This window comes from Robiginitalea sp. SC105, from assembly GCF_014243345.1.
Taxonomy (GTDB): Bacteria; Bacteroidota; Bacteroidia; order Flavobacteriales; family Flavobacteriaceae; genus Robiginitalea.
Genome location: NZ_JACLZF010000002.1, coordinates 384,571 through 396,197, shown reverse-complemented (window position 1 = coordinate 396,197; position 11,627 = coordinate 384,571). Strand labels below are relative to the sequence as shown.

Annotated in this window: 12 protein-coding genes; 6 read left to right on the top strand and 6 right to left on the bottom strand. The window is 51.1% G+C overall.

The window, feature by feature from the left end:
- Window positions 1–5: 5 nt before the first annotated feature.
- Window positions 6–1,463: a biotin carboxylase gene (locus tag H7F20_RS10850; RefSeq protein ID WP_185786204.1), complete on the bottom strand. Its 1,458-nt coding sequence runs from the start codon at window positions 1,461–1,463 to the stop codon at window positions 6–8.
- Between H7F20_RS10850 and H7F20_RS15980 the strand changes: the two genes are divergently transcribed.
- On the top strand, window positions 1,432–1,722 hold the full coding sequence (locus tag H7F20_RS15980; protein ID WP_185786203.1) for a hypothetical protein: 291 nt from the start codon (window positions 1,432–1,434) through the stop codon (window positions 1,720–1,722). The two genes, H7F20_RS10850 and H7F20_RS15980, sit on opposite strands and share 32 nt — an antisense overlap.
- Here H7F20_RS15980 and H7F20_RS10840 read toward each other — a convergent pair.
- From H7F20_RS10840 to H7F20_RS10825, 4 genes are all read right to left on the bottom strand, one after another.
- Window positions 1,712–4,477: an aminotransferase class I/II-fold pyridoxal phosphate-dependent enzyme gene (locus H7F20_RS10840; protein WP_185786202.1), complete on the bottom strand. Its 2,766-nt coding sequence runs from the start codon at window positions 4,475–4,477 to the stop codon at window positions 1,712–1,714. The genes H7F20_RS15980 and H7F20_RS10840 overlap by 11 nt on opposite strands.
- Window positions 4,478–4,681: 204 nt before the next feature.
- Window positions 4,682–5,068, bottom strand: coding sequence for a VOC family protein (locus tag H7F20_RS10835; protein WP_255444065.1), 387 nt, complete (start codon window positions 5,066–5,068; stop codon window positions 4,682–4,684).
- A gap of 37 nt (window positions 5,069–5,105) precedes the next feature.
- Complete coding sequence (locus tag H7F20_RS10830; RefSeq protein ID WP_185786200.1) at window positions 5,106–6,041, bottom strand: carbon-nitrogen hydrolase family protein; 936 nt, start codon at window positions 6,039–6,041, stop codon at window positions 5,106–5,108.
- Window positions 6,038–7,345: an aspartate aminotransferase family protein gene (locus tag H7F20_RS10825; RefSeq protein ID WP_185786199.1), complete on the bottom strand. Its 1,308-nt coding sequence runs from the start codon at window positions 7,343–7,345 to the stop codon at window positions 6,038–6,040. Before H7F20_RS10825 ends, H7F20_RS10830 begins: the two co-directional genes overlap by 4 nt.
- A 326-nt stretch (window positions 7,346–7,671) precedes the next feature.
- Here H7F20_RS10825 and H7F20_RS10820 point away from each other — a divergent pair, with 326 nt between their 5' ends.
- The 5 genes from H7F20_RS10820 to H7F20_RS10800 all read left to right on the top strand — a co-directional run bounded on the left by H7F20_RS10820 (window position 7,672) and on the right by H7F20_RS10800 (window position 10,742).
- Entirely contained in the window at window positions 7,672–8,424 is a 753-nt protein-coding gene (locus H7F20_RS10820; protein WP_185786198.1) for a DUF1028 domain-containing protein, read from the top strand.
- 79 nt (window positions 8,425–8,503) lie between these two features.
- Entirely contained in the window at window positions 8,504–8,968 is a 465-nt protein-coding gene (locus tag H7F20_RS10815; protein WP_185786197.1) for a hypothetical protein, read from the top strand.
- A gap of 39 nt (window positions 8,969–9,007) precedes the next feature.
- Window positions 9,008–9,163 (top strand): lmo0937 family membrane protein, encoded by a 156-nt coding sequence (locus H7F20_RS10810; RefSeq protein ID WP_185786196.1) that lies wholly within the window; start codon window positions 9,008–9,010, stop codon window positions 9,161–9,163.
- A 446-nt stretch (window positions 9,164–9,609) separates the two neighbouring features.
- Window positions 9,610–10,170: an AraC family transcriptional regulator gene (locus tag H7F20_RS10805; protein ID WP_221898764.1), complete on the top strand. Its 561-nt coding sequence runs from the start codon at window positions 9,610–9,612 to the stop codon at window positions 10,168–10,170.
- 233 nt (window positions 10,171–10,403) lie between these two features.
- On the top strand, window positions 10,404–10,742 hold the full coding sequence (locus tag H7F20_RS10800) for a cupin domain-containing protein (protein WP_185786195.1): 339 nt from the start codon (window positions 10,404–10,406) through the stop codon (window positions 10,740–10,742).
- Window positions 10,743–10,916: 174 nt separating this feature from the next.
- On the opposite strand, the gene H7F20_RS10795 is transcribed toward H7F20_RS10800, so the two are convergent.
- Window positions 10,917–11,090 (bottom strand): hypothetical protein, encoded by a 174-nt coding sequence (locus H7F20_RS10795; RefSeq protein WP_185786194.1) that lies wholly within the window; start codon window positions 11,088–11,090, stop codon window positions 10,917–10,919.
- Window positions 11,091–11,627: the final 537 nt, after the last annotated feature.

The window sequence follows — 11,627 nt, the reverse complement described above, 5'->3', positions numbered from 1 at the left end:
CCTTCCTATTTTGTTAAACTGCCCGTAAGCGCTACTTTTTCCCGCTTTTCTTCCACCAGCTGCGATTCGAACTTGCCGCGGATGGCCGTTATCCATTTTTTGGCGCGGCTGTTCAGCTGGAAATCATCGGTCATCATACGACCCCGGGCAACCAGGATTCCCATGTCGGCACCCTCGTACAGGTAATCCCCCTCCTTGGGGATCCGCAGGAAAAATGCCTCGTTTTCGCTTTCCACAGCCCGCCGGTGGGTATCCATACGGTCGAATTGGATGTGGCCGGTGTCGTACATTTTGTAGATGCCCGATCTGGGTGCCTGGGACACATATTCAATGGTGTCTTCCGTGTGCTTGATGATCAGCTGGCTCCATCCATCGATATTTTCCTGCCTGGACCAGCGGTCGTTGATGGGTTTGACATCCAGTTGGTAATCCACATCCATCCACTCCAGGATATGGAAGATGAACAACGGGGCATCGGCAAGGGCAAACACCGCGTGGTTGGTAATGGAGCTGGCGCCGGTGACCCTCGGGTTCAGTTCCCCCAGGTACATTTCGCCATTGTCCTGATCTATGAGGAAATCCAGTTCAAAATACCCCTTATAGCCTTCTTTCCTCAATTGATCCCCGAACAGCTGCGTATATTGGGTCGCTTTATTCCGTAATTCGGGCGTAAATGCATTGGGATAGATTTCATTGCCGCACCAGCCCCCTTTGTAGGGCGTAAGCTCCCTGAACCCAACCAGTTCGGTCATCAACGGCGCCACGATGGTCCCGTGCCGCGTAACGCAGGCCTCGATGGCCGAACCCCGGCAGTTGATGCGCTTCATGATTTTGACTTCCTTCTCCTTTACGATCTCCTCCTCGTGCTTGTTAAATTCCTCCTCATTGGAGATAAAAAACGTGGTGTGGCCGGAGTCCCCGAAAGGGGTTTGGATCACCAGATCGTTCCCCAGGGATGCGGAAATTTTGCGCAGGTGCTTGTAATCCTTTACGGCAGAAAGCACATAGGGGACGCAGGGGACACCAGCTTTTTCGGCGATGCGGTTGGTGTTTACCTTGTTGTCCATGAACGTCCGCATCCGGGAATCGGGGAACATGATCTCTAGCCCGAGTTTTTTAGCCAGCTTCTCCGTCTCTTCATTGAACATCAGGAACATGGCCTTGCCCGTCTGGTTTCCCTTTTTCCGGGTCTTCAGGTAATCCTGTACCTCGGGGTGTTGCAGCAGGTAGTTGTTGATATCCTCAATGGATGTAAACTCGTCATGGGGGATTTCCTCTTTGGGAGAAAATACATTGGGGTGCTGTCCATCGAAGCATTCGATATGGCAGATGAACTTAAAGCCCTTGATCCATTCATCCGCACCCAGCATGTTGAAATTCGTGGCACTGATAAAATAGAGGGGGACCTCATTCTTGTAGAAGAACCTCCGGATGTCCGGCACGCCGTTCAGTACTTCGGCCATTGCTTTATTGACCACCGGCGTCTTCTTTTGGCCTGCCGGCCCGGCGGTTTTACCTGCGGGCCTGGCCGTTTTGCTTACAGGTCTGGCTGTTTTGCTTGCAGGCCTGGCGGTTTTCGCCCCTGGCCTGGTAGCTTTCGTTGCCTGCTTCGCGGATTTGGTGGCGGGCTTCGCGGTTTTCGTTGCCGGCTTGGCGGACTTGGTTGTCTGGGTAGATTCTTTTGCACTCATATGTTTGAACTTTTTTCTGATTATTGACTAACTTTTTTTCGCATTCCGGTTGCCATGGCCCCGATGGCGGTCGTGGTCTTATGGCGGTCCAGGATACTTTCCCTGAATACCCTCAGGCCCAGGTCGGACCGGTACCCGTGGATCTCACTGACATCCAGGACCGTGAGGAAATTGATGATTTCCTCGCTGACCACCTGCCCGGGCACCAACACCGGAAAGCCGGGGGGATACGGGATCACAAATGTCGAGGCGACCAGCGTCCTGCCGTTTTCCATGGCTGGCAGGCATTCATCCAAAGGCACGTACTCATAATTCTCCTCCTCGTACGCCAGGAAGAAGGCTGCCCGCAGGTTGCCCCCGGGTACCCCCGGCACGGCCTGGAAAGAGGGGTGGAAATAACTGAAATCGGGCAAGGGGGGCACCTCCTCGGTCAGGGAATGGATCCGGCCCTGGCGGATTTCGGTTTCCTTGTCGTTCAGTGCCCTAAATTCCCTGTCCAGGTCATCCGCAATTTTCAGCAGGGCATTGGTCAGGTAGGTGACGCTGCCCCGGGTGGTACCGATATTGGTCATAAACAGGACGGTGTTCCGGGAGGTCTTGTTGATCTGGATGTTGAATTTGTCCATCAGGTATTTGTTCTTGAACGTATCCCCGTCAACCCCCGTCCTGCCGATATGCAGGGTAATCCGGGTGGGGTCCAGGACAAATTCATCATGCTCCCAGGCATCATCCATGCGGTTCCAGCCTTCGTTTTTGGTATAGTATTCCTTGAGGCCGGTTTGCCGGTAGCTGTCCGGTATAAAATCGTGTACCGTCAGAATATCGAAGTATTTGCTCAGTTGCGGGTTGTCGTTGACCTTTGCCCGCAGCACCATGGCCAGTTCGATGCTTTTTTCGACCAGCTCGAAACCTTCGAGCTGCACCTGCCTCCGGCCCGCATCCAGGGAGGCCAGCATCTGGTAATTGGGCGAGGTGGAGGTATGGGTCATGTAGGCTTCCATAAAGGTGTTCTCGCTCTTCCTGCGGAAATCCTGGTCCCAGATATGGATCATGGAACCCTGCCGGAAACTGCTCAGAGTTTTGTGGGTGCTCTGGGTGGCGTATACCCGGATGCGGACCTTGTCGGGATCGGGAAGTTTCGGGACCTCCCCGTTGTCCATCCCCTGGATGTAGGCTTCATACTTCTTACGGTAGGCTTCGCTTTTATATTTTGCATGCAGCTTGTTGGCCACATACATCCCCGTTCTCTGGCGGTAGTTGTTGGCAAAACCCGCAAAAGCGAACCAGGCTTCATCCCATAAGAAAATCATATCGGGCTTGATCGCCAGGACTTCCTCCATGACCCGCTCCACGTTGTAAACCAGGCCGTCAAACGTACAGTTGGTCAGCAGGAGCATCTTCACCTTATCGAGCCTCCCGGATTCCTTCAATTGCAGCAGCTTGCCCTTGATCTGTTCCAGTGGAACAGCCCCGTACATGGAATATTTCTCGATGGGGTACGAATCCAGGTAAACCGGATAGGCCCCTGCCAGCACCAGTCCGTAATGGTGCGACTTGTGGCAATCCCGGTCGATAAGCACCACGTTGCCGGGCTGCACGAGCGCCTGCATGACAATCTTATTTGCAGTGGAGGTGCCGTTGGTGACAAAATAGGTGTACTGGGACCCATAGGCATCGCGGGCCATTTCCTGGGCTTTTTTCAAGGGCCCGGTTGGCTGCAGCAGGGAGTCCAGCCCGCCCGTGGTAGCGGAGGTTTCCGCCAAAAACATGTTCCGCCCGTAGAATTCGCCGAAATCGTGGATCCACCGGGATTTAAAGACCGAATTCCCCCGGGAAATGGGCATGGCATGGAAAATCCCGGTGGGTTTCTGGCTGTATTCCACCAGAGCCGAAAAGAAGGGTGTTTCATAGCGTTCGGCTATCCCGCGCAGGATGGTCAGGTGGAGTTCCTGCAGGTCTTCGGTTTGGTAAAAGATGCGCTTGAAGCGTTTGATGGTGCTGTCCTTGAGATGTCCCAGGGCAGTATCCGTCACATAATAAGCATCCAGTTCCGGCCTCAACCGCCCGATCAACTCGCCGATGATGGGACCCAGGTCCGTTTCTGGCGCCGACGCAAAATCCAGCTTTTTTACCGGTTGGATATAGGGTTTGATCAGGGGTGAACTGTTCTTTGAATGGTAAGGCGGGGCATATCGCACCACCACGGCCTGTATATTGTGGTTGAACAGCAGGGCGATCAGGGCATCCTGAAACGACCGCTGCACCACGACCCCGTAGGTAAACTGGTCATTGGAGGTACGCAACGCCTGGAGCCGGTGCCGGAGCTGGCTCTCTTCCTGCTCCGAAATGGCATCGATGAACAATACCTCAAAATGGTTTTTCCGGATACTGTTGGAAGGCTCGTGTTCTTCCATCCACTCCAGGCTGTTCTCGTCATTGTCCAGGTATTCCGGGTTGACCCGGTAGCTGTCGCCCACCAACTGCTTGGTGGTCTCGGCAACCAAAAGCGACAGGGAGGTATGCTCGTGGTTGGAGAGCAAATACTCAAGTTTCTGCATACGCCCTTTCCCGGGGGAAGCAAAAAAACATTCCACCCCTTTCAGGTCGGCTATCAGGTCTTGGGCCGTTTGCTTGTGCTTTTTCTCATTGGCCGACCCCTTCTGGCAACGCGCCAGTTCGGAAGTTTCGATTTTGAGTTTGTTCCAATAGTCCACCCGCAGCTGGCCTATATTGTAATAGGGCGAACTTTTGGAATCCGGTTTTATCTGTTTCTGGTTTGTTGACATTGCAATTCGTATGTATTAGCTGATTAATGGGCCACCGGCCGGCGCTTCGGATCAAACCGAAGTCCGGGAAGGCTCAGTTACCTTGCGGAATATCCCCGGGGATTTGCATTGGGTGGCGTGGCCATCCCGATTGAATCTGCCGGTTGCGGGCGCAAGTGAGCCGTACTATGGATCAGGCAGATATGATTAAAAAGGTGCGGCTGTTCAATTCGCGGAATACAGTGCCAGTTTGTTTCCCTGGGAATCCAGGAAAATCGCGAAATAACCCGATTCTTCACTGATCAGGGTCTTTTGCATGATGATACGCCCCCCTGCTTCTTCCACCCGGCCCAAAACCTCATTGAGGTTTTTGCCGCCGTTGAGGTAGATCAGCGGGCCGGCATCGCTGGGGACGGACCCCGGGCCGGCGATCACCGCACCCCCGACCCCGTTTTTGGCCGGAAAAAAGGCCATGGCATTGGTATCGGTTCGGTTTTCCTGCATGGTAATGCCAAAGATGTGCTGATAAAAATCAACCGCCTGCCGGAAGTCGGTAGCCGGTATTTCAAACCAACTCACAAAATCCTTCCTTTCTTCGGGTTTCTTCATCATTTTCTTCGACTTTACATCGCCCATTTGTCCTTGTTAATTAAATTGAACCGTCTCCCTTATAATGTACGGGATAAATCTGTTGTTCCAAAGTATTCTCCTTAATCTTTAATTCGGTCAGTTTATCCAGGCGGGAAGGCTTGATGAGCGGGCCCAGGGAATCCAGGTACGGTTTGGGCGCATTCGGCTGATAGATGCTGAACTGCCCGATATGGTCCCGAAAGCTCTTGAGCGGCTGTCCCAGTCGCAGGATGCCCCTTTCCCGGCTTCGCTTCACCCGTTCAATACTGAGCTCCAGGGGGATGATTTCTTCGGTGCCCTCGGACTGGTGCAGGATCCGCCCGTCCGGCCCGCAGACGATGGATCGCCCGCAGCCCCCGGTATCCAGGCCGTTGACATCGAAAAAGAAACACTGGTTGACGGAAGCCATCGCCCGGACGATGGATAGTTCGATCTCCCGGTCTATGGTGCCGGACATGGTAGGGTGCAATATTACTTCGGCACCCATGGACGCCAGGGTGCGGATGGTTTCGGGAAACCACATGTCATAGCAGATGCTCACTCCGAACCTTCCCACTTCCGGGACATCGAACACGCAAAAGTCGGACCCCGGCGTCACCCCGACCTCGTAGGGGTAGAAGGGAAACATCTTGCGGTACCGCGTCACGATTTCCCCTTCCGGGTTGATCACCGTGGCAGTATTGTAGATTTTACCTTCGCTTTTTTCAAATATCGAACCGGGGAGCAGCCAGATACCGTACTTCTTGGCCATGGCCCGCATTTCCGATTCAAAGGCGCAGGGCATTTCCACCGCGGTATGGGTCAGTGGCCCATAGGCACATAATTCACTGAACATGACCATTTCTATCCAGGGATAGAGGTTCATGGTAATGGCAAGTTTCAGCTTCATCATTTCCACGTTGGAAGCGACGGCCGATACTTTCATCTGTATTCCTGCGATTGCGAATGGTCTCATGTATTTTTCTGTATTGCCTTTTTAATTTCTTCCTCCAGGATGGACAGCCCTTTATCCAGTTGTTCGTCCGTGATCACCAAAGGGGAAAGGATCCGGATAATATTCTTATGGGTGCCTGCACTGAGCAGTATCAACCCGTTTTCCGCACAACCCCTGACGATCTCGGGACACAGTTCGGTATACGGCTGCCCGGGATCCCCATTCTTATTAAATTCTATGCCGATCATGGCTCCGACTCCCCTCACATCCCCGATTTCAGGAAGTTCCTGCTGCAACTTCCGCAGCCGCTCCATGATGACGCTGCCGATCCGTTTGGCTTTCCCGTTCAGATCGATATCCTTCATATACTGAATCGTGGCTGATGCGGCCACACAGCAGATGGGGCTGCCTATGTAGGTGCCCCCAATGGAGCCCGCGACTGCGGCATCCATGATTTCCGCCCGGCCAACCACGGCGGCAATGGGGAGGCCCGAACCCATTGATTTGGCGTAGGTACTGATATCGGGGCGCACCCCGTAGTGCTGCCAACTGGCCCAGTGGCCCGTACGGCAGAACCCGCTCTGTACCTCATCCATGATCAGCATGATGCCGTGTTCATCGCAAAACGCCCGCAATCCTTCCAGATATTTCTGAGGGATGGGGTTGAACCCGCCCTCGCCCTGGATGGGTTCCAGAATTATCGCGGCAAGGCTCTCCGTGTCCACCAGGTTCAGCGCGCTCTCGTGAAGTCGCTTCAATTCATCCCGGACAAAGGTGTCTTCGTCCCGCCCCTGTCCATACCGATAGAAATTGGGGAAAGGCAACCGGTAGACCTCCGGGGCAAAAGGCCCGCAATCGGTTTTATAGCCCACTTTGCTGGTCAGTGTCATGGCCATCATGGTACGCCCGTGGTACGCCCCGGTAAAACAGAGTACCGCCGGCCGCCGGGTTGCCTGCCTTGCGATCTTAATTGCATTTTCAACGGCTTCGGCACCTGTGCTTACCAGCATGACCTTGGTTGCATCGCCATGGGGCAGAATTTCCGCGAGCTCTTCACACAATTGGATATAGGGTTCGTAGGTAACCACATTGAAGCTGGTGTGCAGGTATTTACCCGCCTGTTCCCTGATGGCTTCCACGACGGGCCCGGGGCAGTGCCCTGCGTTGACCACGCCGATACCCCCGGCAAAATCAATCAATTCGCGCCCATCCACATCCACGATGATGGCCCCTTTGGCCTCCTGGACCGTGGCCGTATTAAACACGCCCACCCCGTTGGCCACCACATTTTTCCTCCTTTCGAAAAGTTCCTGTGATTTGGTCATTTCCTTTTTATCTGTAATTGTTTTTTGTTCCTGATACGTTTTCAATGGTCCGCGAGAGTTTGTTGTGGTTTTCCAATCCGGAATAACCGAAATTCTGAAGATTCGATTTTAGTCATCTTTATAATAAAGCACATTAAATATTGGATTCCAAACTATATGTAAGTAATCCGCAGCTTCCAGGGTGATTAAGACGCTTCAAACCCCAAAAGAGCCTGAAAAAAATATTGCCTGACGGGCCGGCCCGCAGTGCCTGGCAAATTCCTTATCTTGTTTAACCTCCTGATACATAGGTGCTCAATTGCCCAAACGGATTAAAATAGAAACATATGAAACGCGTCCTGAAGTTGTTCGTTCTCATGGGATTTCAGTCGTTGTTATGGTCCCAGCACACATTTTCGATCGTGGCAATCGACAGTTTAACCGGCGAAATTGGCAGTGCAGGGGCCACATGCCTTGATACGGTCCTCTTAAAAGGAGGAGTAGGTGCGCTTCTAATCAGCGATATTGTTCCGGGAATTGGAGCAATCCACACGCAGGCCTGGTGGAACCCCGAAAACCAGAAAGCAGCCCGGAAACGCATGGAGCTTGGGGAAACCCCCGGGAAGATCATCCGGTGGCTCGTGGAAAATGACGACTCAACCGACAACCATTCGATTTCCGAACGGCAATATGGAATCGTCTGCGTGGTAAACGGCAAACTTTTGTCTGCGGCGTTTACCGGTGAGGAAAACATGCCCGAGGCATCACATATTACCGGCCCGGGATACAGCATTCAGGGAAACATCCTTTTGGGTCGGGCGGTTCTGGAGGACATGGAACTTGCTTTCCTAAGTGCAAAAGGGTCTCTTGCAGACCGGCTCATGGCTGCCATGAAGGGGGCCAAAAGGCCGGGAGCCGATTCCCGTTGCCTTGCGGCCGGGGTCAGTTCCTTATCGGCATTCCTTCGGGTTGCAAACCCCGGGGACACCAGATCCGATTACGGCCAGCTAGCTTTGGATATCAATATCCCTGCCGTCAGTCCGGGGACCGATCCAATAGACGCACTTCAAAAGGCTTACGACATCAGGAAGAACCATTGAAAAGCAGAGCAAATGTGTGAATAATGTAACTCCCTATGCCCGTTATGTAACGGGATACCGCCCATTATAATCAACCTTTGTGGGTAAATTTTTAAACACGATTATGAGAAATAGTATTTTAACCCAAGCCGGGATCGTAATTATAAGCAGCACCTTGTTTTTGGGATGTAACGATAAAATCCAGAGCACAACAACCTCCGGGGAAGCAGTGCAGGAGGCCAATAAGGAAATGGCGAAAGCAGAAGAGGACCTGAATTTGGCCATCGCGGAATTTCAGAAAGAATCTGCAGCGCTGATTACGGCGAATGAAGAGCGGATTGCCGAAATCAAGTTGGAGATTGCCGAGGCGAGTATGGACAACCGGAGCGAATTCCAGGAGGATTTGGCCGAAATAGAAGCGAAAAACGCCCAGTTGAAGGAGAAACTATCAGATTATAAGGATGATGGAACCCAAAAATGGGATGACTTCAAGGAGGAGTTCAACCGCGACATGAAAGCCCTGGGCACGGCATTCAGCGATTTGACGGTTAACAACACCCAATAAGCAGCAAACAATAAGCAGCAAACAATTAGAGAAGAGGTCATGAAAAATATCCTTTACGTTATCGCGGTGGTATTACTTGTAGCCTGGGGAATTGGATTCTTCGGATTCCAGATTGGCGGGCTCCTGCACGCCCTCCTGGTGGTTGCACTTATTGTCCTGATCCTGAACATTATCCAGGGGAAAAAGATTTTATGAAAATATCCTGATTTAAGGAACAACTTTCAAAGCCGCTTTAGCAGCTGAACACAGGGTCTCATTGGCCCAATTACGAAAAGCAACCACCTGGTTGCTTTTTTATTGGCCCTAAAGGATGTCATTCCTGAGGAGGTAACGGTAACCGGGGCGATCACCTGGCCGGAACCGGACAATCAGGAGGAACCTTTTGATGTTAATACCAAGTATGGGGGAATCGCCTAATTATTTCGTATCTTATAGGGAGCCCTCATGATCAATAGCGTATATCAGGTAAACTCGCCTCCGTTTAAGCCACGTATCCTGTTATAATGCACTTTAGCTGATTTTACTCCTTACCGATCAGGATTAGGCACGTCCTAATCCCCATGAATGAGATGGAAAGACCACAGATCAAAACTCATCCCGTTTTGAATACGAATCCCTCGAAACAAATCCTGAGAAACCCTATGTTTATTTTCGTAAAATACATGGTAAGCATGCGCTGCAAGATGGTGGTGAAGCAGGAATTGCATAAACTGGGCCTGCAGTATGTGAATGTGGACCTGGGAACCATTGAACTCCTTGAAAATATTACCAAAGAACAGCGGGAACAACTTGGTGAAAACCTCAAAAATTACGGGTTGGTGCTGCTCGACGACAAACGGCAGATCCTTATTGCAAAAATCAAGGCGGTAATCATTGAAATGATCCATTATTCCGAGGAATTGCCCAGGGTAAACTATTCCGATTATATCAGCGAAAAACTGGGCTACGATTATACCTATCTGGCCAACACCTTTTCCGAAGTAAAGGGCATCAACATACAGCAGTTTATTATTCTGAACAAAATAGAAAGGGTAAAGGAACTGTTGCTCTATGACGAATTAAACCTGACCGATATCGCCTTTAAACTGCAATATAGCAGCGTGGCACACCTTTCCAACCAGTTTAAAAAAGTAACGGGGCTCACACCTACCTATTATAAAAAGCTTAAAATGAAACGCTTTGGAAACCTGGAAGATCTGTAAGCCACATTGCTATCCCCGTTAATGAACCTATAGTTAAGGACACACCTTTCGCGACAAGCCAGGCAGTGCCCGGGCACATCCCGGGACCTTACTTTCCATTAAAAGTGGGAATAGTACAACTCATACTATCCGCTGTATAACGCCTTTTCCCCTTAACCGGGCCACCTTTGTAAATACCCCATTACGGAAGGCAAATGCCCAAATTCAAGAACGGGCGCACCCAAATCACAGTTATGGAAAATTTAGAAATTGAAAAAGCGAAAGTCTTTATTATCATTGAGATCATTGAATATGTTCCCAATGCCGTTGTCATAAAAACCATTATCAAAAAAACCACGGGCAACGTAAGTGCCGTGTCCTTTGATTCCGGTGAAATTCTGACCGAAAAAACATCCCCTTTCGATACGTTTATACAAATCATCGAGGGACGGGCCGAAATCCAGATTGAGAACAATTCGCAGACGCTGGAAACGGGTCAGTTCATCATCATCCCCGCACATTCCAAAAACGCCATCAAGGCGAATGAACGGTTCAAGATGATTTCCACTATCATCAAAAGTGGCTACGAATAACACGCCATATTAGTCGCATGCCTCCCATCCCTTCAAGACCGGTTTCCTACAGGTAGACCACCAACCCCAACATTAACAGGTAGATCGCAAAAAGAATTAAACAGTTTCGCATCTCGGTTGTTTCATTCATCAGGATGCATTTTGGAGGTGAGCATATCGGGTTGGGCACAACACCTAGTTAAACAAATCCTCCTCCTCTGCCGGCACCATTTCTTCCACGGGGTCCTGCGGTTGGTTCCGCTCATGCCAGGTCACGGAACTCCCGTTGTCATAGAACGGCCTCAGGAAGTTGTACAACCGTCCGGATTTGACCTCGTATTCGTAATAAGCTTCTTTTTTCTTTTCCATAATTTCTATACGTGTTGTGTCGGGTGGGGTAATCTAAAATCCCAACAATTAAAGGTGCAAAGAAACACATGGGTTCAGCTACAGAACGCCGGGGAAAGGTTGTATAATTCCCATATTCCGGGGCCACCGCCAACCCGTGCTGCCAGACCTTAATGCTTTTATGACCTGAGGAATACCTTAATCATACCCGAATGATCGTGTTTTTCGGGCGATGCGGCCGACTGCGGAAAACCTGTTCGATAAAAAGCTGGTTCTTAAGGCCAATGATTATCTGCATGAACTTGTCTCCCGTAAAAAATCCAATACCCTAGTTACATGAAAATACTACTAGTACCCGCCATCCTCCATTTGTGCATCAGCTGCGGGGAGGCACCCGAAGCCCAAACAACCGGAAGCGCCTGGAGAAAAAACGCGACAGCCTCCAAATGACGGAAAAGCCCCGGTACAACTAAGCGGTATCTCACATCCGAATTTCGCCAAGGTGCCCACGGTGGGTGGGTGCCATTTGGATTCCGCCGGGGGTTGTCAATTCGGTTG

What these genes read in the sequence shown, in the direction of transcription:
- H7F20_RS10795 (WP_185786194.1), bottom strand. Translation starts at nt 11,090, where the DNA reads ATGGAAAAGAAAAAAGAAGCTTATTACGAATACGAGGTCAAATCCGGA.
- H7F20_RS10810 (WP_185786196.1), top strand. Translation starts at nt 9,008, where the DNA reads ATGAAAAATATCCTTTACGTTATCGCGGTGGTATTACTTGTAGCCTGG.
- H7F20_RS10825 (WP_185786199.1), bottom strand. Translation starts at nt 7,345, where the DNA reads ATGACCAAATCACAGGAACTTTTCGAAAGGAGGAAAAATGTGGTGGCC.
- H7F20_RS10835 (WP_255444065.1), bottom strand. Translation starts at nt 5,068, where the DNA reads ATGATGAAGAAACCCGAAGAAAGGAAGGATTTTGTGAGTTGGTTTGAA.
- H7F20_RS10850 (WP_185786204.1), bottom strand. Translation starts at nt 1,463, where the DNA reads ATGGCCGAAGTACTGAACGGCGTGCCGGACATCCGGAGGTTCTTCTAC.
- H7F20_RS10800 (WP_185786195.1), top strand. Translation starts at nt 10,404, where the DNA reads ATGGAAAATTTAGAAATTGAAAAAGCGAAAGTCTTTATTATCATTGAG.
- H7F20_RS15980 (WP_185786203.1), top strand. Translation starts at nt 1,432, where the DNA reads ATGTCCGGCACGCCGTTCAGTACTTCGGCCATTGCTTTATTGACCACC.
- H7F20_RS10840 (WP_185786202.1), bottom strand. Translation starts at nt 4,477, where the DNA reads ATGTCAACAAACCAGAAACAGATAAAACCGGATTCCAAAAGTTCGCCC.
- H7F20_RS10805 (WP_221898764.1), top strand. Translation starts at nt 9,610, where the DNA reads ATGTTTATTTTCGTAAAATACATGGTAAGCATGCGCTGCAAGATGGTG.
- H7F20_RS10830 (WP_185786200.1), bottom strand. Translation starts at nt 6,041, where the DNA reads ATGAGACCATTCGCAATCGCAGGAATACAGATGAAAGTATCGGCCGTC.
- H7F20_RS10820 (WP_185786198.1), top strand. Translation starts at nt 7,672, where the DNA reads ATGAAACGCGTCCTGAAGTTGTTCGTTCTCATGGGATTTCAGTCGTTG.